The organism is Niallia sp. FSL M8-0099 (assembly GCF_038006945.1).
GTDB lineage: Bacteria > Bacillota > Bacilli > Bacillales > Cytobacillaceae > Niallia > Niallia circulans.
The window spans coordinates 23,863-49,541 of sequence record NZ_JBBOWF010000004.1 but is presented as its reverse complement, the minus strand read 5'-3'; the positions used below and the strand labels follow the sequence as shown (position 1 = coordinate 49,541).

Sequence of the window (25,679 nt, the reverse complement as noted above, 5' to 3'; positions counted from 1 at the left end):
CATGGCAATTTATCGGGATTTTAGGCTGTTTTAGTTGTTCCCATCTTTCTATGCGTTCAAATTACCTAGAACTGTCGATTTTTTGCCACTTTATGAAGGGAAATAGTATGTTATGATGCAACTATTAATAGGACAAGAAGGGATTTTTTCATGGATTCATTTGTAAAGATGCAGGACGTTAGTTTTACGTATGATCATACTACTATCTTAAATAAAATCAATTTGAATTTAGAAAAGGGCAAATCATATGCTTTAATTGGTAAGTCTGGAGTGGGGAAAAGTACACTTCTCCATCTTCTCGCTGGTTTCTTAAACCCAACGGAAGGAGAAATATTAATGGATGGGAAGAGAATCCAGCATCCACAAAAGGATATTGGCTTTATGTTTCAAGATTTAGGCCTTTTTCCTTGGTTAAATGTATTTGATGCTATTTCAATGCCTTTAAAATTAGATAATAGAAAAGCGAAACAGGAAATAAAGGATAGGGTAACAGCGTTAATAAGAGAAGTTGGGTTAAGTGGGATGGAGAGTAAATATCCAACGGAGTTAAGTGGAGGGCAGCAGCAAAGGGTAGCTTTAGCAAGAACACTTATTAATAAACCTGATTTGTTGTTAATGGATGAGCCAACATCTACATTAGATGAAATGACAAAAGAACAAATTCAACAGTTAATTGCTGAGCAGGTGGAAAAACGGCAGACCACGTTACTGTTTGTTACGCATAATATTGAAGAGGCAGTCCTTCTGGGGGAGTTTATTTTATTGCTACAAGATAATGGGGATATCGAGACGATTGAAAATCCGCTATTTAGAGTAGAGAGAGCAAAGGACAATTTATCCTTCTATAAGGCTTGTATTGAAGTACGAAAAAGATTAGCGGCGGTACATGTATGAACAAAATTATGAAAAAAATCATCGTGAATCAACTATTCTTAGGTTTTATAAGTGTCGGTTTATTTTGGTATACTGTCTATTTTCTCCTCCAGTCTCACACTATCCCCTCCCCGCTTTTAACAGTTACTTATATGTGGCAAGAAAAATATATATTGCTTCTTCATTCAGGAGCTAGTTTGTTAAGAATTTTCATTGCTTTATTCATTTCTTTGGTAATAGGTATTCCAGTGGGAATTATTTTAGGGAAAAATAAGCGAGTTAATACCTGGCTATCCCCATTTTTATATTATATATATCCAATTCCCAAAGTAGCATTTTTACCGATATTTATGATTTTGTATGGTCTAGGAAACCAGTCTAAAATCATGTTAATTATTTGGATTATTATTTTTCAAATCATTTTGTCTGTCAGAGATGGTGTCTTACAAATACCAGCAAGCTATTTCAAAGTGATGAACGGCTATCGGGCATCTATTTTCCAGCAATTTATCTATTTAATTTTTCCAGTAATACTACCAGCGATATTTACGGGGATAAGAATCAGCATAGGGATTAGTTTAGCAACCTTATTTTTTGCCGAAAACTATGCAACGACATATGGAATTGGCTACTATATTATCAGCGCTTGGACAAAACTGAATTATGAAGAAATGTTCGCAGGAATTGTAGCCTTAGGATGTATTGGTTTATTGCTATTTATTTTATTAGATAAACTAGAATTAAAAACGACACCTTGGAATTATAAGTAAAAAGAGATAAATATAGTTTAGGGGGAAGGGGATAATTTGCCCCATTTAAATTTAAGAAAGTAGGCTGGGGAAATCACCCGCAGATTGAATACATTTGGCTTGGTTTTCTCACAACTCTTATAGGAGCGTTTTAGGGCTTGTATAAATAAAAAGATTCTCCTATATGCTGCATGTATCAATGCAATCAATACGCAGTAAGGAGAATCTACTATGATAATAACCGTAATCAAAATAAATCAAGTATACTTGTATTCAGTCTGCTCTGTTTTCCTAAAAATTGTCCCTTTTAATTTGGCAACAAAGTAAAGTCGGTTAAATCTTCATAGGAATAGCTTTCTTTAATTTGCCCTTTCTCTTTTGTCCATTGAACAATGGAATCAAAGGAATTTTTTGGCACTACACTTGCATAAGGAAAGCTCTCTTTTGTTGTTAAATAGTTGCTCATAGCTTCAGGAAATTGGTATTTAGTTAATATATCAGCATATTCCTTTGCTTTTGTATTGTTCATATAGTCAATAGCTTCATTATAAGCTTTATAAAACGCTTTGATATCTGCTGGTTTAGAGGATATTAGTTCATCTGAAAATAGAATGGATCCTCCTTTAATTCCTGCATCTGTTGAGCTTCCTAAAAGGTGAGCACCTTGGCTGACTAGCATGCTAGCCTGTGGTTCTGTAAAGACAACTCCATCCACTTTGTCTGCCATAAGTGCTTCTGCACGACCAGAAAAAGAAGGGATTTCCACGATATTATAAGTGAAGTCTTCTTTCGCTGCAAAATCATCCATAATATATTCCAAGATAAAATTCGGCACAAGGGAAACATTTTTTCCATCTAACTCTTTCATCTCTGTCACTCCTGAGTTTGGAGAGGATAGTATTTTAAAATCTTCACTTATATCAGAAGTAATCTTCATCTTTATGCCATTTTCCATAAAAGCTGCTGCTGTCATGACATCTGCGATTGTTCCGTCTACTTCATTCGCTTGGATGGCAACATTTCGATCAGTTGGAGCAGAGAAGGATTTGATGGAAACATTTATTCCTTCTTTATCAAAGTAGCCATTTTCCTTTGCTAAAATAATTGGTATTGCTGATTCTGCTGGCAAAATGCCGATAGTTAGTTCTTCACTGGATGGTTTTTCAGACGTGTTATTTTCTGGATTATCTGTTTTAGTTGTGGCTGTCTTTTCACAAGCAGCAGTAATTAAAACGAAAACGAGTATGAAGGATAGTGTCCATATTTTTTTCATCATCTTCCTCCTAAATGGTTACAATTTTCTTAAATGCCTCTAAGTCTATTAAATAAGGAATGGCATTTCTTTTTAGTAAAAGGGGATTAGTCCGTATATCATTGTGACCATTTTCACAAGTGAATGCAAGTTTAAATTCTTTTTCTTTTAAAGTGAGTATATTGGATTCATTGAATAGGCCAAATGGATAGGCAAATACATTTTTATGGTTGATTAGAATATGTTCGTTGCATTCGTCTAGATCTTTGGCAAAAGTTTCTTTACTAGAAGTCATTAATAGACTTTCTGACTCACTTGTACGTATATGCATTTGATGTGTGTGATTGGCATATTCAAATACGTCTTTCATTTCCTCTAGGTCACTTGTAGATAAACAGACAGATTTATCTTTTGCAAATATGCGTTTGTTATCATGCAGCCATCCTGTTACCACAAATGCTGTTGCGTGAAATTGATATTTTTTTAGAATCGGGTAAGCATATTCTTTGATGGATTGAAAGCAGTCATCAAAAGTAAGTAATATTGATTTTTCGGGTAAGGAATTGCCTCCTTCATAATATGCCTTTACTTCCTCTAAAGATAAAGTGTGGAAACCATTGTTAAATAAATACTCCATTTGTTGTTCAAATTTTTCTAGTGTAATGAAAAGGGGAGAGGGCAAGAAATCCTTATATGCTTGTTTGACATCAATTGGATGTAGTTCTGCTGCTTGAAAATCTTCCTCTTTTCTTATTTCGTGGTACATTAACACAGAAAAAGCCATCATAAAACCTCCTCTTTAATAAAATGCAGAATTCCTGCATTTCCAATTTAAGTAATTTTGTTAACTTACAAAATCTTCTTTTATTATATCGGACCATAATGGGAAAAAACGGCTAGAAGTATAAATAGTTTTAACAATTTGGTGTATAAATTCAGAAAAATAAGATTTTTTGTTGAGATTCGATTCTTTCTTAGCCAAACAAATAAAAGAAATATTCATAAAGTGTTACAGATAATCATAAGTTTTTAAAGACAATAGTGATATACACGTGAAAGGAATGAGAGGAGGAGTCGCTTTGTCTCAAGAAAATTCGTCTATTTTACGGTTTTCATTGGAAGAGTCCGTCTGGTTTCAAAAAGGACAGGAAGTAGCAGATCTGCTTTCCATTTCACTTGATCCCAATATAACGATCCAAGAGAACGATCAGTATATTATCATTCAAGGCTCTTTAGAACTTAGTGGTGAATACAAGCGCTACAATGAAGGGGAACAAGAAGAGGAGGAGGTTTTTAAGGCTCCTAAATTAGTTCATTCTGTAATGGAGAGAGAGGAAGGGGTATGTGAATTTTTACACCATTTCCCTGTTGATATTACGATTCCTCTTGAAAGAGTGACAAGTCTTGATGATGTGGAAATCGAGATTGACACTTTTGATTATGTTTTTCCCGAAAGAAGCTGCTTAAATTTAACGGCTGATTTAACTATTTCTGGCTTGGCTGCTGAAGAAGTGGAGGAAGATATAGCGGAGGAAATAGAAGAAGAGTTGGAAGTAGCACGGCATACGGAAAAAGAGGCAGAAATAGTGGAAGAGAAGGCAGAAGAAGTGGAACTAGTACGGGATCATTCGAAGGAAGAGGAGGAGGACGTTTTAACTGATTCCATAGAAGAACCTGTTGAAATTGCGGTTAGTCCATTTCAAATTGTTAGTCCCTTACTAGAAGAATTGCGTGAAGAGAAGGAAACAGAGGATGACTTATACTCTTCCTTCGAGTTAGAGGTTAGAAAGACTCCAGAAGAGGAGGATGAATGGAGCACAAACGAACATACAAAGATCCCTTATTTTTCTGAGGCAGTTAGAAAGGAGGATGAGACTACTCCTGCAGAGCCAGAGATGAAAGTTTCCATATTACGGAGTGAAGAAAAAGTATTTTCTGCAGAAGAAGTCTTTCAAAAACCAGATCACGAATCCTCCACTGAAGTAAAGCAAGAAGAGGTTGTTTTGGAAGAAGAGGAACTAGAAGAATCATCTTCTTCTCCTAATGAGGAGCCTAAAAAGAAGAAAGGCTTCTTTAATAAAACAAAGTCTCTTACTTTTACAGAGTTTTTTGCTAGAAAAGAAGAAGAGAAGCATACAAAAGTGAAAGTTTGTATTGTACAGCAAGGCGATACATTAGAAAAATTAAGTGACCGATATAATGTAAATATCCATGCATTGTTAAAAGAAAATCGCATGGAAGCAAATCAAGATATCTATGAGGGGCAAGTTTTGTATATTCCTAGGAATTTTGTAGAGAAATAGGGCACAAACAGCAGGCAGGAGAAAATCCTGCTTGACTGTTTTTCTTGGCTTTTCAACCGTCTTTTGCTCTTGAAGTTTAAACAGTAAGAGAGTGAAAGGAATTGGGGAGGAAAACAAAATAGAGTCGATTGTTAATCGAATATATGGTAAATGCCCGAATCGTCAACTAACCATCGATAGAAACGGAGAAGATGGCAGTTTCACTTTATGAGAAAGTGTGGGCGGATATGAATGAACAAAATATATTAAAGAAGTATACACCAATTTTGAAGCCATATGCAGTCGAACCGAATTTTGTAGAGGAGTTCGGAAAAGTAGCGAAGATTTACAGTAGTAAAGGAACTTTTGCTTTGAAACGAATGGATCCTCATCAAGGTGCAGATTTCACCCGTCATATTCGAATGCTATATCAAAAAGGATATAATCGGATTGTCCCGATCTATCCAGCTGTGGATGGAAGATACGCTATTTTTTATGACAATAAGCTGTTTTACTTAATGCCATGGTTACCTAATGAGGAAAGAGAGAATTATTCCAGGAAGCATCAGCAAATGTTTCGCGAGCTTGCACGACTTCATATCTTATCTTCGAAAGAAGTGAAAATTGAGAAGGAAGATCGACAGGAGCATTTTGAAAATACACAGTTAGATATTGAAAAAGAACAAGAGTTTTTAAATGGTTTTATTGAGCTATGTGAAAATAAAGAGTATATGTCACCATTTGAATTAATGTTCTGTCTGTATTACCATGACATTCGGCAGGCGTTGATCTATTCGGAAACAAAGCTAAAAGAATGGTATGAGGAAACGAAAGAAGATGAAAAGGCAAGAGTCTCCATTATTCATGGGAAACTGTCATCAGAGCATTTTCTTTATGATGATAGAGGATATGGTTACTTTACTAATTTTGAAAAAGCTAGGTATGGAACGGCAAGTCATGATTTACTTCCATTTCTCTCACGCTCCTTAAAAACTGGACCGAAGCAGAATGATGAATGCATTGAGTGGCTATATACGTACTTTAAGCATAATCCGTTAAAATACGATGAAATGCTATTATTTTTAAGTTATTTAGCTCATCCTGGCCCCGTTATTCGAGTTTGTGAGAAATATATGAAAGCAAATAAGAAAGACATTAATGAACGGAAATATGTTCAAAAGCTGCTTAAACAATATTGGCTTTTAAAAAATACCGAATATGTTGTCATGCGGGTGGATGAGATAGAAAGACAAAAAAAAGCACAGCAGGATGCTGCGGAACAAGCAGAGACCCAGGATTAAAAAACTTGGGTCTATTATTATTGGGTACTATAATTGTCACCATTTTTTCTCGTGTTCATAAAGTAAAGACAAACAAAAAAAGGAAATGAATAAAATTAAAAAATTTAGGCAATCCTTATTGACGAGATTAAGTTATTTTCGGTAGTATAGCATATATAAAATAAATTATTAAAGCAATGACAGGGAGTAGTACAGTGTAAGTTGTTTCAAAGAGAGGAAATCATTTGCTGTGAGATTTCTATTCAACCCATTGGAAGGTAGCCCTCGAGCTTCTTTTGCGAACGGTGTGCTTATTAGTAAAAGACGGACAGTATCCGATATCATCTTTTAAAGAGCCAATACCTATTTTGTATTGGAAAAAAGGTGGTACCGCGAACAAACTCCATTCGTCCTTTTAAGACGAGTGGAGTTTTTTTATTTGCTTTTAAAAAGTACGAAGGAACAGGATAAGGAGGAAATTAGGATGGAAATGAAAGAAATCTCCATGCCGACAAAGTATGATCCAGCAAGTATTGAAAAGGGTCGCTATGATTGGTGGTTAGAAGGCAAATTTTTTGAGGCAAAGCCAGATGAAGGAAAAAAGCCTTATACAATCGTAATCCCGCCTCCAAATGTAACAGGTAAACTGCATTTAGGGCATGCATGGGATACAACATTACAAGATATATTGACAAGAATGAAAAGAATGCAAGGCTATGATGTACTATGGTTACCTGGAATGGACCACGCCGGTATTGCTACCCAAGCAAAAGTAGAAGAAAAGCTGCGCGCCCAAAATATTAGCAGATATGATCTTGGCCGTGAAAAATTTGTAGAAGAAACATGGAAATGGAAAGAGGAATATGCAAGTCACATTCGTGCCCAATGGTCTAAATTAGGTCTAGGATTAGATTATTCTCGTGAAAGATTCACATTAGATGAAGGGCTATCCAAAGCAGTTCGTGAAGTATTCGTTTCTTTATATAATAAAGGGCTTATCTACCGCGGAGAATACATTATCAACTGGGACCCAGCTACCAAAACAGCGCTCTCTGATATTGAGGTAATCTATAAGGATGTACAAGGTGCCTTTTATCATATGAAATATCCTTTAGCAGATGGATCTGGTTATATTGAAGTAGCGACAACTCGTCCAGAAACAATGTTAGGCGATTCAGGTGTTGCTGTTCATCCTAAAGATGAAAGATACCAGCATTTAATTGGTAAGAAAGTAGTTTTACCGATTGTAGGAAGAGAAATTCCGATTGTTGCGGATGATTATGTGGAAATGGACTTTGGTTCAGGCGCTGTTAAAATGACTCCAGCCCATGATCCTAATGATTTTGAAGTTGGAAACCGTCATAATTTAGAAAGAATCCTGGTAATGAACGAAGACGGTACAATGAATGAGCGTGCTGGTAAATATGAAGGAATGGACCGTTTCGAGTGTCGTAAACAAATCGTCAAAGATTTACAAGAAATGGGTGTTTTATTCAAAATCGAAGAGCATATGCATTCTGTTGGTCATTCTGAGCGAAGTGGGGCAGTAGTAGAGCCATATTTATCTACCCAATGGTTCGTTAAAATGCAGCCATTGGCTGATGAGGCAATCGCCTTGCAAGATAAAGAGGATCAAAAAGTTAACTTTGTTCCAAATCGCTTTGAAAACACATATATGCGCTGGATGGAAAATATTCGTGATTGGTGTATTTCTCGTCAGCTTTGGTGGGGACATCGTATTCCTGCTTGGTATCATAAAGAAACAGGTGAAGTTTATGTAAATCATGAAGCACCAGCAGATATAGAAAATTGGACACAAGAGACAGACGTATTAGATACATGGTTCAGTTCAGCGTTATGGCCATTCTCTACATTGAACTGGCCAAATACAGAGGCAGAAGACTATAAGCGCTATTATCCTACTGCTGCTTTAGTAACTGGATATGATATTATTTTCTTCTGGGTATCTCGCATGATTTTCCAAGGTCTTGAGTTTACTGGGGAAAGACCATTTAAAGATGTATTAATTCATGGACTTGTTCGGGATGAACAAGGTCGCAAAATGAGTAAGTCTTTAGGAAACGGTGTCGATCCTATGGATGTAATTGCTAAGTATGGTGCAGACTCCTTACGTTATTTCTTATCAACAGGAAGTTCACCAGGTCAGGATTTACGTTTCAGTATTGAAAAAGTAGAGTCTACTTGGAACTTTGCGAATAAGATTTGGAATGCTTCCCGTTTTGCGTTAATGAACATGGATGGTTTAACGTATGATGAGATTGATTTATCAGGTGAAAAATCAGTTGCGGATAAGTGGATCTTAACGAGATTGAACGAAACAATTGAAACAGTGACACGTCTATCTGAACGCTATGAGTTTGGAGAAGTAGGAAGAGTCCTTTATAACTTTATCTGGGATGATTTCTGTGACTGGTATATTGAGATGGCGAAGCTTCCATTATACGGTGATGATGAAGCGACAAAACTAACAACTCGCTCTATTTTAGCGTACGTGCTTGATAATACAATGCGTTTATTACATCCATTTATGCCATTTATCACAGAAGAAATCTGGCAAAACCTTCCGCATGCTGGCGAATCGATTACCGTTGCGGACTGGCCAAAAGTAAATCAGTCATTCACAGATGAGAAAGCTGCAAATGATATGAAACTGCTTGTTGAGATTATTCGCTCTGTTCGTAACAGCCGTGCAGAAGTAAACACACCAATGAGCAAGAAAATCAGCATTTTATTAAAAGCTAAAGATGAAGAGGTAAAAGCTACCCTTCTTGAAAATAAATCTTTTATTGAGCGTTTCTGCAACCCGGAAACATTAAGTATTGATACAGATATTGCTGTTCCGGATAAAGCTATGACGGCTGTAGTAACAGGTGCTGAAATTATTCTTCCTTTAGAAGGTTTAATTAATATGGAGGAAGAAATAGCTCGATTAAATAAAGAGTTAGAGAAATGGAATAAAGAAGTAGAACGTGTTCAAAAGAAATTAAGCAATGAAGGCTTTGTAAAAAAAGCGCCAGAAAAAGTAATTAACGAGGAAAAGGCAAAAGAAAAAGATTATTTAGAAAAACGTGCTGCAGTGGAAGCGCGTATTAATGAATTAAAAGGTTAATTTCATAGTAGAACGAAGGGTGTCTCCGCTATCAAACCTTTGAGGCACCCTTCTTCTATGGAGGAAGCATTTACTTTTCATAATACTAGCTAAAGTTAATTAGAGCATATACTGGCAATCATTAATCTTATAAGAGGGTGTAGCAATGTTTCATAATTATGAAGAAGCATTAAATTGGATTCATTCTCGTTTGCGTTTTGGAATAAAGCCTGGGTTAACAAGAATGGAAATGATGATGGAAAAGCTAAACCATCCGGAAAAACAGATAAAGACAGTTCATATAGGTGGAACAAATGGAAAGGGATCTACTGTAACTTACTTAAGAAATATTCTGCAACAAGCAGGATTAACAGTTGGAACCTTTACCTCTCCATACATCGAACAATTTAATGAGAGAATTAGTGTAAACGGAATAGCAATTAGCGACGAAGAAATTTTAGTATTAGCAAATAAATTATTACCAATTGTCGAAGAAATGGATCAGATGGAGATTGGCGGACCAACTGAATTTGAAATTATTACAGCGATGTCTTTCTACTATTTTGCTTATATCAATAAAATAGATATTGTCATTTATGAGGTAGGATTAGGTGGTCGTTTTGACTCAACAAATATCATCTCCCCTTTGCTTTCTATTATTACAAGTATAGGATTAGACCATACAGCGATTTTAGGAGACACCTATGAAAAAATCGCCTTTGAAAAAGCTGGCATTATTAAAACAGATACACCGATTATTGCAGCAGTGAAACAAAAGGGTGCTCAAAAAGTAATCGTAAATCAGGCAAATGAAAGGAAAGCGCCTATCTATCTATTAGATAAAGATTTTATGATAGATAAATACCATTCAACACCTACTAGTGAATCATTTGGATTAAAGTCCATATTTTTTAAATGGGAAGATTTACAGATTACCATGTTTGGTAAGCACCAAGTGGAAAATGCATCACTAGCTGTAATGGGTGCCCATCTATTGCAGGATACCTTTGAATCCATAAATGAAGATAGTATTCGAAAGGGATTATTTCAATCCAAATGGCCTGGCAGATTGGAAATTCTGTCAGAACATCCTTTTGTCGTAGTAGATGGGGCACATAATGAAGAAGGAATCGATGCACTGGTAGATGTATTAATTAATCGCTATAAAGATAAGAAAAAGCATATTATCTTTGCAGCACTTTCTGATAAAAAAACGGACAAAATGATTGCTAAATTGGATCAAGTGGCAACAACAATTACTTTTGTTACATTTGATTTTCCACGAGCTGCAAGCAGCAAGACATTATATGAAGAAAGTAATCATCCATTAAAGGATCAGAACAGTGATTGGAAGAAAGCTATTCTCAATCAATTGGAAAAGCTTACAGCAGATGACCTATTCCTCATAACGGGATCTTTGTACTTTATTTCGGAAGTGAAGGAATTTTGGAAAAATTATCAGAAATAACTACATCGCTTAAAAAAATATAGATTATTAGAATAGAAAAAGGTAGTATATATTTATTAGGCTGAAAATGTGGGAATTTTAAGAATATGATGGGGTTTTCACTTTTCATATAGTAAATAAAAATGATGAAATACAAATTTAATTGATAGATGAATGGATATAAAAGGAAGGGGGAGATGTGTATGATTAACCCAGTCTACAAAAAATTAATATGGACAGTTTGGACACTCCTCCTTCCTTTTGGTTTGTGGTTTTCTTATACATTGTATCCTCCGCAAATTTATGATAAGGGTTGGGAGTTAGTTGCTTTTTTACTATTTATGACAATTGTCGCTAGTATGCCGATGATTATAAATGGCATTCCAGTGTTTTTTCTGCAATGGGCAACTTTATCTGTTTTCTTAATCTTTGGATTAGTTATGGAAATCATTCTTGTTCAAATCGCATTATTAGCTGTACTCTATCAAGCTAAATTAGATAGGAAGTCGCTATTCCGCTTACCGATGAATTCTATTATGTTTTTCCTTGTTTCCTTTATTAGTGGGATTATTTACTATAGTTTCGGAGGCGGACATGGATTTGATATTGCCTTAAATTTTAAATCATTTGCTTTAATTAGTGTATATCTCATTTCCTATCTCTTACTCAATACTTTGGGGATATTTTTTATTGTTCGCTTTATCTATAAGCGAAAGCAACGATTTATCACCAAGGATTTGGTGTGGGAAATATTCACAACGATTATCACATATCCGGTAGGCATCGCTTTATATCTTATGTATGAATATATCGGGCTAGCTGCCTTAATCTTAATCGGTGTTCCATTTATCACGTTATCACTTATTTTAAAACTATATCATTCTAGTCAAACGGCGAATGATTATTTACGGAAAACAGCAGAGATTGGCCATCAGCTATCTCAAAATTTGTATGTAAATGAAACAATCGATTTTTTTATCGAAAAGCTTTATGAATTATTTAAAGTTGATTTCGTGTTTATTCATCAAGTTAATACGAATGAAGATTTAGAAATGATATCACGTGTGGAGCAGCAAGAGAGATTACCTCTATTACCTGAAATAATGAAAGAAAATGAGGGGATTTGTGGGAAAGTGCTGGCGTCGAAAAAAGCAGAAGTATACCATTCTAAGCAGGAATGGCAGATCGTAAACAAGGGATATATGCCGGAGGGCGTTCAAAGTGTACTCTGTATGCCGCTAAATAAAAATAATAAAGTAATTGGTGTATTATTGCTGGGAAGCAGACAAAAGAAGGCATTTGCAAACATCAAGTTAATGGTTTTAGACCTTTTATGCAGCCAATTTGCCATTGCGCTTGAGAACGCTAAATATTTTGAAAAAACAAAGGAAAATAGTGAGAGGTGTGCTCTGACGAAGCTTTATAACTACCGCTATTTTGAAAAAATATTAAGTGAGCAGTTTACTAAATTGAATGAAAAGAATTTGGACAATCTTGCGCTCATCATGTTGGATATTGACCATTTTAAAGCGATTAATGATCAATATGGTCATCAAGCTGGAAATGAGATTTTAATAGGTTTCGCCAAAAGAATTCAAAATCTTATTGGTGACCACGGATTGGTTGCTAGGTATGGTGGAGAAGAATTTGTCATCCTATTAAGCAATATAGAGAATAAAGAAGCATTTGATTTAGCTGAGTTTATCCGCAAGAGGATTGCCTCTAGGCCATTTGTCATTAAACAAAATATCGACGATCGTCAACAAATTAAGAATGTAAATATAACTGCTTCCCTTGGATTAGCTTATGCGCCAGTAGATGCGGATGAGCCGTTAGCTTTGATTCGTCATGCGGATCGCGCATTATATGTGGGCGCTAAACGAGCAGGACGTAATCGTGTCGCAGGTTATGTAAAATAAAGGCTTCTTGCAAAAAGGATCGAATAACCTGAAAGTTTTTTATCTAACTGATGGATAGTTGGATGAAAAGACAATGAATTAAAAGCTCTTTGAACTTCCTAGGTGAAGTTCATTTTTTTTGGAGAATTTATCGTGAACGATTAGAGAATGCAACTTATTCCCCCTATAAAAAAGCTATACTAGTTCAAAAGTACTTGATATAATGATGGTAATATTGTGTTTATAAAATAAAACTAGTAAAAGGGTAATAAATAGGGGTGCGATTTTATGAGGAGAACGAAATTAGCTAGTAAATTTTTCATCGTGTTATTGATATTATTATTCATCTTACCTACTACAGAGACTAATGCATCTGCCACTACTCCATCTGTAGGCTTTTCTGTTACCCCATCTCAAAATATTATTGTAAAGCCTAGTGGTGGAGTAGCACAAGGAAATTTAGATGTTCGTTTGACTCCAGAAGGGAAAGTGACCAGCAGCAATCGTTCTCCCATTGAATTAGCATTTGTATTCGATAAATCAGGATCGATGGACGAGCTTGGTTATAATCCATATAAATTTAAAAGTGCAAAAAATGCAATTACACAGGCTGTTGATTACTTTAGTGAAGATCCGAATATATATGATAGATTCGCATTTATTCCCTTTTCAACGGATGTAGAAAAAGAAAAAATGGTTTATTTTCCTATTTATGCATATAATTCAGCGGGTAATGTTAGAGATAATTTAAAGACTATTAATAATGTAGCGAATCGTCTCGTTGCAACTGGGGGAACAAATTATACTCAGTCCTTTCAAACAGCGGGATCTATGCTGGCAAGCGGCAATAATAATGCTAATAAATATATTGTATTTTTAACAGATGGCGAACCAACTTCTTCTATTATGGAGGAAACATTTACAGATAAAGTTTGCACAAATTATTATTTCTGGCAAACATGTTCAAATAAGCAGGTTAAGGATACGGTTACGTATACTATTTATACAAATAACACTGCTAGAGCTGTTAGATCCAATGGAACTATCGTTTCAACAAGTTTAAGTTATGTGGAAAAAGCAATAAAATCTCATATCGAAACGGAAGTAAACAATCTTGCCGCCAATAACTATAAACTCTATTCCATCGGTTTTGGAACAAACAAGGAAGTAGATATGAGTTATTTGAATAAATTGTCCGAAACAACAGGCGTAACAGCCCAACAAGCATCTGAACAATCTATTGCAAAAATATTTGAGACGATTTCGGAAAAAGTAAATACACCTACTATTTCAGCTGCGATAAAAATAAATATTTCGAAGTTTGGTGACAAGGTCAAATTAAGTAATAATGCAAACGTAACAACAGATAGTGTGGGAGATATCATTATTAAGAAAGACATTCTTTTCCCTGTCAATCAAGATCCATCAGGTTCTATTGATATATCTTTGCCGTTGACTTTTAGTGAAACGGGAACGTATGTATTTGATGATATAACTTTGCAATATAAAGATTTAGACGGAAATACGCAAACAAAGAAAACAAGTACAACAATCCAAGTAAAAGAGGATGCGCCAGCTAGTTTTTCTTCGACCATGACGTTAGAAAAAGTAGTAAATGAACTAAATGATTTAATCAAGACAAGCAATTCATCAGATAAATCGAATCATTTTAATGTCAAATACACGTTGAATCCAATTGGTCTTGTGAATAATACAGTAAGTGGCACGCTAGCTAATTTAATTATCGAACAACCACTACCAGATAGTGTATCCATAGTCACCACAGATAGCGTTAAAGAAATTACAAAAAATGGTAGTCGGTATGCCGTTATTACTTTACCGAATGAGATTCATTACTCGAATGGAAGCTTTATTCCTTCGACAATCAATAGAACAGTTGAATATAAGATCAATTATGCTGTAAATAATTTAAGTATGCCAAGAGCAGACTTATATTTTAAGGATTCTCGTTTCCAGTTTATAAATGCCACAACTATATCTCCATCTGCGCAAACAATGAATATGAAAGTACAATTAAAAGAGTTTACGATGATTAAATATACTGGAGATGCAGCAGGGATAATCGAAAAAAGGGAACAAGAAACAAATAAGAAATTAGCTAATACCGAATATCCAAATGATTATAATCTTGCCAATAAGTCTGTAAAAGAAATGGTATTTGAACAAGAATCTAAAAATCAAACTATTGAAATTACGTATTCGGATAACAGTAAAGCATATTTGCACTTTTTACCTGACTTTGAATTAATTGGACAGGATACAAAAAAACATTATAAGAGTGGTTCTACTTCAACAGAGTTTATTGATACTGTATTAACCCGGAAAATACCAGGACAAGATGTGACTTATGCTTATAAAATCGATAACGGTTCTGATAGTACTGGCTGGAAAACGTTCAAGCCAAAAGATAAAATCAGCATTGAAACATCAGGAGAAAATACAATATCGATTAAAGCAGCTGGTGGGTTTGCGAATAATACAGAGATCGTAAAAACGATTAAAATAGCATGGCCGATAACTTCCATAACAATCGAGCCTAATCCGATAGAAATAAACGTTGATGGCACAAAGAGTTTTACGATAACAATCGAGCCGAATAATGCTACGAATAAGACTTTGGATATAGCTGTGGCTAATCCATCTATCTCAAGCTTAATTCCTGGACAAAATACACTAATAGGAAATACAGCAGGAACGACTGAATTAATTGTGAAGACGACAGATGGATCCAACCTTATACAGCGGATTCCGGTGCATGTTAGAGATCCCTATGTAAAACTAGAGAATATTTCATTTACGAAGCCAGTTTATACAATCGAACGTAGTGCTGGAACAAATGACAAGCTTATAGCGGTAGATGATCTCTTAATCTTTAATCCTTCTAATGCGACAGATAAAGATATAGAACAAGTTCTGTCTAATGCTCCTGATACAGTGGAAGTAATTAGGCAGGATGGACAATATTATTTGAAAGCAGCAGATGTTGGTTATGCAGAAATAACCGCTATTGCAGAAAAGCAAAAAGATGGTACCCAGCCTAAAGATTCTACCCTTTTCAAAGTAGTAAAAGAAAAGGAAGGAAATAATGGCAATGGAGAAGACGGAGATGGACGCTGGTAAATTGTTTGTACCCTAGCGGAACCAAAGATTGGGACACAAGTATCCCACAAGTAAAACCCGAATGATTACGGAGAGGTAAATGATATGCTCCCCTACAAGTAACCAGATTTTTATTTTTTAATCTGTCTACCTATAGGGGAGCATATCAAAATAGCCTCTCGTGTAATTGTTCGGGTTTTTTATGATTTATAGGAAAGGTGTTTGTGGTTATCACTTTCAAACTAACTACAAATTATTCAATCACAAAATCATCTGGTATAATTTGTAGTCGATCTACTATAGGAAGTGCATCTATTCCTCTTAATAAAACATCTTGGTCATAATCAACGATAAATCGTGAAAGCATTCCTTCCCTTGAATTTGGGATATCAGAAATGGAAGAGAACTCTCTGTTGGCGCGAATTGCATTTATTTCGAGAGAATCTTTTGCAAAAACGCCACCCTTAATATAGAACAGGGAACCAACACCATATAATTCAGCTTTTTTTTCTGTGTAAAAGAAAGCTTTTAAAGGTTGGATGATTGTCTCCTCATCTGGAAGATAAGGAAAACCAGTTTCTTTCATTGGATGGAAATGATTAAACTCATTCATTCTTGTAATCGTAAGTTTTTCCTTAGCTAATAAAATGAGCTGTCCCACTTTTTGGGCATTCGTTCTTTTATCAATATATGGCAAGCCAAGAATATTAATATTGGAAACAAAGGTCTCATTTAATGTGTAAACAACAGAGTTAATTTTGACTATATCATTTTCTCCAGACTCTTCTCCTTTTTCATCTCCGTTTATAGTAAATGAATCTAGACTGATCATATTGCTATTTAAAGAAATGGTTGTATTTAAAGGACGGATATGGATAGACTTCCCTGTAAGAATATCTCCGTTGATGCTGACACCGTTATGAGGATTACTTTTATTGTCAGCAGCAGACTCGATATTTAAATCACCTGCAACAAAGAGATTTCCTTGTAAATTCATTTCACCATCAAAATTGATTAGATGTAAATCACCAGATACATAAATATTATTTGCTAACTTTAATTGGCTGTTGCTTACTAAATATAAATCACCGTTAACAACTAAGTCCTTATCGAATGTAATAGGATAATTGCTGCTGTTAATAACAGTATCTCCGTTGATGCTTACTTTTTCCTTGAAATCTAATGGATTATTGTCACTCTTAATCTGAAAACTATTGGAGAGACGTTTGAGAGAATCTCCTAATACAGAAGAAGGTGCTTCTTGCTCTGGGACATTTTCAATCAAGGGAGCACTGTTTGATTGACCGTTTACGATACTAGCTACTTTGTTCTGAAGAAGACTTGGAAAATTAGCTGTTTCGCTTATATCTCTAATTGTTATATTGTTCAAATTATCATCTGTTCTTAACAAAGTATCCATTCGTTGGATAAAAGTACGATTATAATCAATATTAATAAATTGACTATCATGATTTAAAGAAGGTACTTCTCCTTTATAGAAATTCTTATCTTTCAGCACCGGTATTAAGTTTGCAGAACTACTATAAATATTACCGGTAATAGAAGGGGGAAGAGATGATTTTTCTTCTCTAGTACCATTTTTTAGCTGGTATTTCGCCCGATCACTAATTTGAAGCTGATTTGCATAAATATTGCCATTTACATTAGGTGATCCATTAATAAATAGTCCTTCTTCATTCTGTTTAGAGTAAGCTCCTAGCGCATACTTTAAAAAGCTAGGAAGGGGAGATAAAATTACTCGCTTCTTTAAGGTTCTTGTAATACTTCCTTCTGTTTCGTTAGGATTATTGGTTACAAGAATAATTTCTAGCACTCTGGTGAAATCTAATTCTCGATCGATCGTATAAGTACTATCCAAATCGTAGGTTTTTTTAGAACACGCTTTATTAGAAGGAATCTCTACTTTAGTAGCATCGCTTAAATCCACTACACTTAGACAACTAATCGATTCATTATACGTTTGATTTGTTAAAATTTTATTTAACGTTGGCATAATAACCATGGATGCAAGCTGTGTATCAAAAGAATCACTTACGATATATTGGTTATCGATCTGCCGATAATCTAAAGGTAAAGATTGTAAGGCATTAGCCATTTCATAGGTTATTTCTTCGAGTACTTTTTTGCTCTCATACGTAATATTGATGTCCGTTTCTCTCGTTTCTACCCTTTTTGTACTGCTTATACTAGATGCTACAATTGCCAGACCTATTGTTGTAAAAACTAATGTAATTAATAATACGGTAATTAGGGCGTTCCCTTTTTGATTCCAATTGAACATAAATGGTATTCTCCTTAAAAGCCAAATTGACTTTCTAAAGTTAAAGGTCGATTTAATCGTGCTTGATCGATGATAAAAGTGATATGGATTAACCCATGAAGGCAACGATTTTTATTTTCTGGGTCTGTTTTACTACAGGAAAGCCTTACTTTAGAACCGGTAAAATCCCCGCTTCCCTCTAGAATTTGATTATTGATCGAAACAGAAGTAATCGTTTCGTTTTTAAGCTGGTGGTCAACAAATGCAATACTACTTACTTTTGCATTCTCTGGTTTTATTTTTTCTTTATCATAAGTATAAAAAGAAGAATTCTCTTTAGTATTCTTCTCAAATACAGTCTTTTCTGTATCATATAAGCTGATTTTTGAATCTCCTTCTATCGTTACATAGTCAAAAGGGATGCTATTAAAGGAGTTCATCATCATAGAAACGGCATAATCAGCATCATCTCGGATTTGTCCTTCTATCTGAATTTTATTATATAAGGATAAACCAGACTGAAAGACTCCATAGATGACTGGCAATACGATTGCAAGAATGGTGATGGCTGCCAATAGTTCATATAGTGTTATTCCTTTTTCATCGAAGATCCTCACTTTTGATGGCTCCCTCCATGGAAGTATTGTACTCTTTTTTGTTTACACTCCATGTGACAGTTACTGTTAAAGGAATGAAAAAATTGCTGTAATTTTTATCTAAAATAGGCTTAATAATTACATGATAATCAATATTATTAATTTTAATAGGTGTACAGGATGCTTGATTATCTTTGTCCCAGATTACTTTATACTCATTATTGCAGATGAATAATTCACCTGTTGTCTCCTTATTATGATCTATTCTATTTTTTATGCTGATAAAGGAGTCTTCTTGGGTAGTTTGTTCCATGTATGTCAAAGCATTTCTAGCAACATTTATACCAGCAGTTTTTTTCTGATTAAGATTCGTATAAGAATAAGCTTGAGTAAAAAAGTTCATTATACCTAAAATGATTATACTAAGGATAGTAAGAGACAATAAAACTTCTATTAATGTTAATCCTTTAGAACTAGATATCAGCTTTGGAATTTTCATATTTTTTCCCTGCTTTCAAAAATGCTATTCTTATTATACAATACTAAATAGCTATTATATGATGAAAAGTATCAAAAAAATAATACAAAAGTTTTAGATAATTTACAAAAAATGTCGTATGATTAGATAAATGGTTCGAAAAGAGGAGGTGTATGAATGACTGTATACATTTTGGCGCTTATGTCCTTAATTTTTGTTGTGCCTGTTTTGTATTTCTTGCCATTAGGACTTTCGAATCGAGGGAAATTTACTATTATTGGATTAGCGTTTTGTATTTCTGCGATCGGATTACTTTCAAGGGAGCTATTTTCTTTCTGGCAAAGTATTTTAATTATGCTATTATTCCTTATTAGTGCAAGCTATCTTTTGTTGAAAAATTGGTCAACAATACTTTTTGTCATGCCAGAAGACGTAGAAGATTCTGTTATAGAGAAAAGACAAGAACCACGAGAAACAAAGGATTTAAAAACTACTCAGAATGACGTAGAACTAGAAGAGGATATTATTCCCTTTGTTCCAGAGGTAAATCAAGAAGACATTTTAACAAATGAAGCAGCTATCATTCAAGAGGAAACAGTCGAAAGCATAGGCATGCATCTTGATGTGATGAAACATTTAGAAGTTGTTAAACAGGAAGAAGAATTTTTACTTTCCATAGAGGAAGAAGTTATCGATAGAGAAATAGATAGAGAAATAGATAAAGAAATAGATAAAGAAATAGATAAAGAAATAGATAAAGAAATAGATAAAGAACCAGTAGAGACGAACTATCTAGCTGAAATTGAAAAAATGCTGGAAGAAAACGATCCTTCCACTGCTATTAAAACAAGCGAGGGAATTGACGAAGAAGATCAAATAGAGGAAATCTTTTTTTCTATTGGTGAGGATGTTGAAGTTGCAGTGTCAGTGGAAAAGATGGAACAGGAACAGCTCTGGAATGATCTAGCGGATAATGCCATAACGGAAGAGGAGAAAACAATCCTATCAGAAGAAATGACTGCTATAAGTGAACATATAGAGGAAGTGCAGGAGGATTCTGCTGTTGAAATGATGGATGAACAAGCAGAACTTTCACTGGAACAAAGCCAAGAAAATCAAATTGGATTAGATGGTGATAAACACGAAAATGTGGTAAGTGGCTTAGCTCATAAGATTATCAACAATACTTTAGCACAATTAGAACTGTTGCAGAATGCCATGGATATGGAAGAATTCGAGACTGTATTAACTCAGTGTTTGAAGAAGCCTATTCCTTTAAATGAATATTTTGCTTATTCTGCTTTGTTAATTGATGTATATGTTCAAAATAAGGAAGAGGGTAAATTAGAAAATTTATTATATTCGCTTAGAGAAAAATTTATGGAACAACCGATTGTATTAGAACAAATTAAATTTATGGAAGAAAAGTATCTGAAAGTATAGGGGAGATAGATTATGAAAATTAGCACACAGTTAAAAGGTTTACCGATTATCAGCATCTCTAACGGACAACAAGAAGGAAATGTACAGTCTTTAATCATTAATCCAGAAAAAGGTTTTGTGGATTTTTTAACACTAGAGCAAGAAGAATGGCAAGAGAGTATTCAAGCAATCCCTTTTAAAAAGGTGATCGGTGTAGGGGAATATGCTGTAACAATCGAAAGTGCAAACTCTATCATTGATTTAACACAGATTCCTATTGCTAGTGAGCTGGCAAGCAAAAAAATCGCGATTATTGATACAAATGTTATTACTAGAAAAGGAGATCTTGTAGGTAAAGTGACAGAGTATCAAATTGACGAAGAGACAGGTGAAATCATTGGACTTGTTCTGGAGGATCGAGAATCAGTCATTTCATCCGATACTGTTATCACCTATGGTAAAGATATTATTATTGTGAAAGAAGAAGTAGCTGCACCTTATTCTGTTCAAGAAGAAGCTGTATCTTCAAATGACCACTTATTCCAAGGGTTGGAAGTAGTGGAGCGAGAAGATGAAGCTAGTCTTAATGGGTTAAAAGAAAAACAAAGAGAATTATTGCTCAATAAACAAGTAACAAAAGATATTTATGCAGCAGATGGTGAATTGATTGCTGCGGAGGGTTCTATATTAACACTAGAGGATATTGAGAAAGCGCAAAATGCGGGGCCAAGTGTAGTAATTGATCTATCCATGAGTGTTAATGCATAACAAAAGGAGTCATTACTTCATGAAAAACGTTCAAAGTGTAAAGCTATTTGTAGCTATGGTAGTTACAACTGCATTTATTTTTAGTTTTTCGCATTTTGGTGTAAACGCATATGAAAGGATTTTTTCGACCAAGGAAGGTTATGCGGAGGGAACAACTGTAGGTGGAGTAGATATTTCTGGAATGTCACTAGAAGAAGCTTTAAAAGTATTGAAGGATTCTCAAAAAGAATGGCTTCAATCAACCTCCATAAAATTAAAATATAAAGAAAAAACAGTAGATTTTGCTACTGATTTATTTACATTCCAATTCCAAGAAAGTTTAGAAAAGATACATCAGGGCACAGACAATTCATTGATTGTATCGTTAAATCAAGATGATTTAATCGGATTACTTTATTCGATATCTCCCTATCTCATAGAAGAAGATGTTTTTTCTGTGAATAAATGGAATGATTCTTTAATAGCGATAGCTTCCCAGTTAGACAAAGGAAATCACGAACTTGCGCTTCAAGAATATCTAGTCAGCCAAAAGGAAGAAGAAGTAATCTTAACAGATACTACATTAGAAGTTAAGGAAAATAAGAAAAATGTCGCTAAATGGGTAAAGCAATTTCCGAGTATTAAAGTGGGTCAAGAAGAAACGGTCTCGTTGCTAGATATAATGGGAAAACAGACAGATTCTTATTCGGATACTACATTAAGTATGGTTGCGACAGCTCTTCATCAACTAGTTTTAACAACTAACTTTACTATTACAGAGCGGTTTATAAGTAATCAATTGCCCAACTATGCCCAATTAGGCTATGAAGCGAAAATCAATCAATCTAAAAAAATGGATTACCGGTTTTATAATCCTAATGCTGCTGCTTATCAGCTTCAATTCAAAATGTCTGGCAATAAATTATATGCGTCGATAGTGGGAGTTCCGTTTTTATTTAAATATGATGTCGTTCTCTCCGATCAGCAAGCATTTAAGCCTAAAACGGTTATCCGATTTGATTCTTTATTAGGGTTTAATGAATATAGGACCGTTTCAGAAGGAACAGATGGGCTTTTAATTAAAGTTTATCGTTTAGCCAAAAATGACGATGGAGTAGAAGTGAAAAAAGATTTAATGAGCGAAGACTTTTATCCTCCAATCAATAAAGTAGTTGCTTCTGGATTAATAAAAGAACAGGAAACAGTGATTGATACAGATAATGTCGAAGATTCACTCGATTTAAATGATCCTTCTGATTCTGAAGAAAACATCAAGGAGGAAGAGACGGATACCGATAATCCAACGACAGATAATCCTCCACAGACAGAATCGGATAATCAGCATGTAAAAGAAGATGAGGACAAGGAAGAGACTCCACAAGCAGTAATAGAAAAATAATAAGTATAGAAATCGGGAGCTAAAGCAATGAAACAAATAAGAAAGCGGTTAGGAGATTTGTTGGTGGAGGCTGGCTTGTTGACAGAAGATCAATTGCAGCAAGCACTTAAAGACAAGCATCCAGATCAAAGGCTTGGAGATAGTCTGCTTCAAAAGGGTTATATTACAGAACAACAATTGATCGAGGTATTAGAATTTCAATTAGGTATTCCACATGTTAGTTTGTATCGCTACCCTTTTGACCCAAAGTTATTTACGATCGTTTCAAAGGAAACAGCGAAAAGACAATTAATTATTCCGCTAAAAAAAGAAGGAGAAAAGTTATATGTGGCAATGGCTGATCCAATGGATTTTTATACAATAGATGATTTGCGCTTATCTACTGGTTTTCAAATTGAGACAGCTATTGCGACAAAAGATGATATTTTGCGTGCAATCAATAAATATTATGATATGGACGAAGGGTTTGAAGAGTTGCTGTCTGATAATGGAGCAGTTGGCGAAGATGTGAGCGATAGTATGGATGAACAACAAGATACGCCGATTGTCCGCTTAGTAAATCAGATATTATCGAATGCTGCGGCCCTAAAGGCAAGCGATATTCATGTGGACCCTCAAGAAACAAAAGTGGTAATCCGTTATCGGATTGATGGCGTATTGCGTATAGAAAGAGTTTTGCCAAAACATATGCAGAGTGTATTGATAGCACGGTTGAAAATTATGGCAAACTTGGATATTACAGAGCACCGCATCCCGCAGGATGGAAGAATGAAGTTTAATTTGGACTTTCATCCCATTGATCTCCGTGTTTCTACACTTCCGACTATTTATGGAGAAAAGATAGTTATGCGGATTTTGGATCTTGGAAGTACACTAAATGATTTAGATAAACTTGGTTTTAATAAAGTAAATTTGGCTAGATTTACAAATCTTATTGAGAAACCAACCGGGATCATACTTATTACAGGTCCTACAGGATCTGGTAAATCCTCCACACTCTATGCAGCACTAAACCGTTTAAACAGTGAAGAAGTCAATATTATTACAGTAGAAGATCCGGTAGAGTATCAATTAGAAGGAATTAACCAAATTCAGGTAAATACGAATGTAGGGATGACATTTGCAAAAGGATTACGAGCAATATTGCGTCAGGATCCTAATGTAATTATGGTTGGTGAGATACGAGATAAAGAAACAGCAGAGATAGCCGTGCGTGCTTCTTTAACTGGTCACCTTGTTTTTAGCACCTTGCATACAAATGATTCACTAGGCTCTGTTACAAGATTGTTAGACATGGGCGTAGAACCATTTTTAGTGGCTTCATCTGTAACAGGAATTGTAGCGCAGCGTCTTGTTCGTAAAGTTTGTAGAGACTGTGGACAAGTTCATGCTGCAACAGTAAGAGAAAAAGAAATCTTCGCAAAACGGGGGCTAACAATCGATAAAGTTGTTAGAGGAAAAGGGTGTGCTTCCTGTAATATGACGGGTTATAAAGGAAGGGTAGCTATTCATGAAGTGCTAGTTATCAATGATGAAATGAGAAAAGTCATTATGAATGGTGAATCTTTTTCTAGATTACGAGATCTTGCAATGAAAGCAAAAACTATCTTCCTAATTGATGATGGATTATTAAAGGTGAAGCAAGGAATTACGACTACAGAAGAAGTATTAAGAGTAGCTATCCCTGATTAGGAGGGACATTATTGAACCATAGTATTGATTACTTATTGAGAGTAGGCTTTGAATTAAAAGCTTCTGATATTCATCTTACAGTTGGTGTTCCTCCTGTTATGAGAATAAATGGAGATTTAAAGCGGTATGGGAAAAATAATTTAGAACCAAATGATACTGAGATAATGGCAAGAACAATGATTCCTGAGAAGTTATGGGAAGTATTCCAAGCTCGTGGTGAACTTGATTTCTCATACAGTTTAAAAGGAGTATCCAGATTTAGGGTTAATGTATATAAGCAAAGAGCATGCATTGCATTAGCTATTCGAGTTGTACCAACATCGATCCCTAGTCTAGATGATTTAAAGCTTCCTGCTATTATAAAGAAATTTGCTGAAAGGCCTCAGGGTCTTATTTTAATTACAGGACCAACAGGCAGTGGCAAGTCAACGACCTTAGCGGCGATGATTGCCTATATGAACGAAACTATGCGCAAGCATATTATCACATTGGAGGATCCGATTGAGTATTTGCATAAGCATGGAAAGTGTATTATTGATCAGCGGGAGGTTGGATTTGATACCAATAATTTTGCTAATGGCTTGCGAGCATCTTTGCGCCAAGATCCGGATGTGATTCTTGTTGGGGAAATGCGTGATTTAGAAACAATTCAAACAGCCATTACAGCAGCGGAAACAGGTCATTTAGTACTAGGAACACTACATACATCAAGCGCTCCAGCAACCATTAACCGAATTATTGACGTTTTTCCGCCCGCACAGCAGGATCAAATTCGAATCCAGCTGGCTTCTGTTTTAGTAGGCATTGTAGCCCAACGACTATTCCCAACCCCAGATAAATCGGGAAGGGTTTCAGCAACAGAGATTCTTGTGAACAATTCAGCTGTAGCCAATTTGATTCGTAATGAAAAAATCCATCAGATTTTAAATATTATGCAAACCTCCAAAGCAGCTGGAATGCATACATTGGAAAGCAATGTAAAAGAATTAGTTCATGCTGGTGCTGTTTTAAGAGAGGCTGCACTTCCTTATCTACAAGAAAAGGAGCAATAAAT

The 25,679-nt window shown here is 35.0% G+C and carries 18 protein-coding genes and 1 other annotated feature; of the genes, 13 read left to right on the top strand and 5 right to left on the bottom strand.

The annotated features are described in order from the left end of the window. Positions 1–150: 150 nt before the first annotated feature. The gene (locus NSQ92_RS25700; protein ID WP_061798666.1) at positions 151–894 is read left to right on the top strand and encodes an ABC transporter ATP-binding protein; all 744 of its coding nucleotides are present in this window, start codon (positions 151–153) and stop codon (positions 892–894) included. Beyond that, on the top strand, positions 891–1,643 hold the full coding sequence (locus tag NSQ92_RS25695; protein WP_341153324.1) for an ABC transporter permease: 753 nt from the start codon (positions 891–893) through the stop codon (positions 1,641–1,643). Before NSQ92_RS25700 ends, NSQ92_RS25695 begins: the two co-directional genes overlap by 4 nt. Positions 1,644–1,929: 286 nt before the next feature. On the opposite strand, the gene NSQ92_RS25690 is transcribed toward NSQ92_RS25695, so the two are convergent. Next, complete coding sequence (locus tag NSQ92_RS25690) at positions 1,930–2,895, bottom strand: ABC transporter substrate-binding protein (protein ID WP_047943575.1); 966 nt, start codon at positions 2,893–2,895, stop codon at positions 1,930–1,932. 10 nt (positions 2,896–2,905) lie between these two features. Then, on the bottom strand, positions 2,906–3,661 hold the full coding sequence (locus tag NSQ92_RS25685) for a polysaccharide deacetylase family protein (RefSeq protein WP_336045010.1): 756 nt from the start codon (positions 3,659–3,661) through the stop codon (positions 2,906–2,908). Between the two features lie 292 nt (positions 3,662–3,953). Here NSQ92_RS25685 and spoVID point away from each other — a divergent pair, with 292 nt between their 5' ends. The 6 genes from spoVID to NSQ92_RS25655 all read left to right on the top strand — a co-directional run bounded on the left by spoVID (position 3,954) and on the right by NSQ92_RS25655 (position 16,031). After that, positions 3,954–5,177, top strand: coding sequence for a stage VI sporulation protein D (gene spoVID / locus NSQ92_RS25680; protein ID WP_047943577.1), 1,224 nt, complete (start codon positions 3,954–3,956; stop codon positions 5,175–5,177). A gap of 191 nt (positions 5,178–5,368) precedes the next feature. Then, on the top strand, positions 5,369–6,457 hold the full coding sequence (gene ysxE, locus NSQ92_RS25675) for a spore coat protein YsxE (RefSeq protein ID WP_235844482.1): 1,089 nt from the start codon (positions 5,369–5,371) through the stop codon (positions 6,455–6,457). Between the two features lie 167 nt (positions 6,458–6,624). Continuing rightward, positions 6,625–6,854: a binding site (T-box leader), on the top strand. 66 nt (positions 6,855–6,920) lie between these two features. Then, positions 6,921–9,566 (top strand): valine--tRNA ligase, encoded by a 2,646-nt coding sequence (locus NSQ92_RS25670; RefSeq protein ID WP_341153323.1) that lies wholly within the window; start codon positions 6,921–6,923, stop codon positions 9,564–9,566. A gap of 145 nt (positions 9,567–9,711) precedes the next feature. After that, positions 9,712–11,013, top strand: a complete 1,302-nt coding sequence (locus NSQ92_RS25665; RefSeq protein ID WP_047943579.1) for a bifunctional folylpolyglutamate synthase/dihydrofolate synthase — start codon at positions 9,712–9,714, stop codon at positions 11,011–11,013. 182 nt (positions 11,014–11,195) lie between these two features. Further along, positions 11,196–12,911: a sensor domain-containing diguanylate cyclase gene (locus NSQ92_RS25660; RefSeq protein ID WP_053215746.1), complete on the top strand. Its 1,716-nt coding sequence runs from the start codon at positions 11,196–11,198 to the stop codon at positions 12,909–12,911. 267 nt (positions 12,912–13,178) lie between these two features. Then, complete coding sequence (locus NSQ92_RS25655) at positions 13,179–16,031, top strand: vWA domain-containing protein (RefSeq protein WP_341153322.1); 2,853 nt, start codon at positions 13,179–13,181, stop codon at positions 16,029–16,031. A gap of 232 nt (positions 16,032–16,263) precedes the next feature. On the opposite strand, the gene NSQ92_RS25650 is transcribed toward NSQ92_RS25655, so the two are convergent. Genes NSQ92_RS25650 through NSQ92_RS25640 form a run of 3 tightly spaced genes read right to left on the bottom strand, consistent with a single transcriptional unit; the run spans position 16,264 to position 19,386 of the window. Continuing rightward, positions 16,264–18,312: a hypothetical protein gene (locus tag NSQ92_RS25650; protein WP_341153321.1), complete on the bottom strand. Its 2,049-nt coding sequence runs from the start codon at positions 18,310–18,312 to the stop codon at positions 16,264–16,266. A gap of 14 nt (positions 18,313–18,326) precedes the next feature. After that, positions 18,327–18,908, bottom strand: a complete 582-nt coding sequence (locus tag NSQ92_RS25645) for a type II secretion system protein (protein WP_095322610.1) — start codon at positions 18,906–18,908, stop codon at positions 18,327–18,329. Then, on the bottom strand, positions 18,892–19,386 hold the full coding sequence (locus NSQ92_RS25640) for a type IV pilus modification PilV family protein (protein WP_061801238.1): 495 nt from the start codon (positions 19,384–19,386) through the stop codon (positions 18,892–18,894). Before NSQ92_RS25640 ends, NSQ92_RS25645 begins: the two co-directional genes overlap by 17 nt. A gap of 156 nt (positions 19,387–19,542) precedes the next feature. Here NSQ92_RS25640 and NSQ92_RS25635 point away from each other — a divergent pair, with 156 nt between their 5' ends. From NSQ92_RS25635 to NSQ92_RS25615, 5 genes are read left to right on the top strand one after another with little or no spacing between them, the layout of a single operon-like run. Then, positions 19,543–20,808 carry a hypothetical protein gene (locus NSQ92_RS25635; RefSeq protein ID WP_341153320.1) on the top strand — a complete coding sequence of 422 codons (1,266 nt, stop codon included), beginning with the start codon at positions 19,543–19,545 and terminating at the stop codon, positions 20,806–20,808. A gap of 12 nt (positions 20,809–20,820) precedes the next feature. Next, on the top strand, positions 20,821–21,555 hold the full coding sequence (locus NSQ92_RS25630; RefSeq protein WP_095258080.1) for a PRC-barrel domain-containing protein: 735 nt from the start codon (positions 20,821–20,823) through the stop codon (positions 21,553–21,555). 19 nt (positions 21,556–21,574) lie between these two features. Beyond that, complete coding sequence (locus tag NSQ92_RS25625) at positions 21,575–22,933, top strand: VanW family protein (RefSeq protein ID WP_172865360.1); 1,359 nt, start codon at positions 21,575–21,577, stop codon at positions 22,931–22,933. Positions 22,934–22,960: 27 nt separating this feature from the next. Then, the gene (locus tag NSQ92_RS25620; RefSeq protein WP_095258082.1) at positions 22,961–24,625 is read left to right on the top strand and encodes a GspE/PulE family protein; all 1,665 of its coding nucleotides are present in this window, start codon (positions 22,961–22,963) and stop codon (positions 24,623–24,625) included. A gap of 11 nt (positions 24,626–24,636) precedes the next feature. Then, positions 24,637–25,677, top strand: a complete 1,041-nt coding sequence (locus NSQ92_RS25615) for a type IV pilus twitching motility protein PilT (protein ID WP_095258083.1) — start codon at positions 24,637–24,639, stop codon at positions 25,675–25,677. The last annotated feature ends 2 nt before the right edge of the window (positions 25,678–25,679 follow it).

Bases quoted from the DNA above. Each gene is read 5' to 3' on its own strand.
- NSQ92_RS25700 (WP_061798666.1), top strand. From the start codon at position 151: ATGGATTCATTTGTAAAGATGCAGGACGTTAGTTTTACGTATGATCAT.
- NSQ92_RS25695 (WP_341153324.1), top strand. From the start codon at position 891: ATGAACAAAATTATGAAAAAAATCATCGTGAATCAACTATTCTTAGGT.
- NSQ92_RS25690 (WP_047943575.1), bottom strand. From the start codon at position 2,895: ATGAAAAAAATATGGACACTATCCTTCATACTCGTTTTCGTTTTAATT.
- NSQ92_RS25685 (WP_336045010.1), bottom strand. From the start codon at position 3,661: ATGATGGCTTTTTCTGTGTTAATGTACCACGAAATAAGAAAAGAGGAA.
- ysxE (WP_235844482.1), top strand. From the start codon at position 5,369: ATGGCAGTTTCACTTTATGAGAAAGTGTGGGCGGATATGAATGAACAA.
- NSQ92_RS25670 (WP_341153323.1), top strand. From the start codon at position 6,921: ATGGAAATGAAAGAAATCTCCATGCCGACAAAGTATGATCCAGCAAGT.
- NSQ92_RS25665 (WP_047943579.1), top strand. From the start codon at position 9,712: ATGTTTCATAATTATGAAGAAGCATTAAATTGGATTCATTCTCGTTTG.
- NSQ92_RS25660 (WP_053215746.1), top strand. From the start codon at position 11,196: ATGATTAACCCAGTCTACAAAAAATTAATATGGACAGTTTGGACACTC.
- NSQ92_RS25655 (WP_341153322.1), top strand. From the start codon at position 13,179: ATGAGGAGAACGAAATTAGCTAGTAAATTTTTCATCGTGTTATTGATA.
- NSQ92_RS25650 (WP_341153321.1), bottom strand. From the start codon at position 18,312: ATGTTCAATTGGAATCAAAAAGGGAACGCCCTAATTACCGTATTATTA.
- NSQ92_RS25640 (WP_061801238.1), bottom strand. From the start codon at position 19,386: ATGAAAATTCCAAAGCTGATATCTAGTTCTAAAGGATTAACATTAATA.
- NSQ92_RS25635 (WP_341153320.1), top strand. From the start codon at position 19,543: ATGACTGTATACATTTTGGCGCTTATGTCCTTAATTTTTGTTGTGCCT.
- NSQ92_RS25630 (WP_095258080.1), top strand. From the start codon at position 20,821: ATGAAAATTAGCACACAGTTAAAAGGTTTACCGATTATCAGCATCTCT.
- NSQ92_RS25625 (WP_172865360.1), top strand. From the start codon at position 21,575: ATGAAAAACGTTCAAAGTGTAAAGCTATTTGTAGCTATGGTAGTTACA.
- NSQ92_RS25620 (WP_095258082.1), top strand. From the start codon at position 22,961: ATGAAACAAATAAGAAAGCGGTTAGGAGATTTGTTGGTGGAGGCTGGC.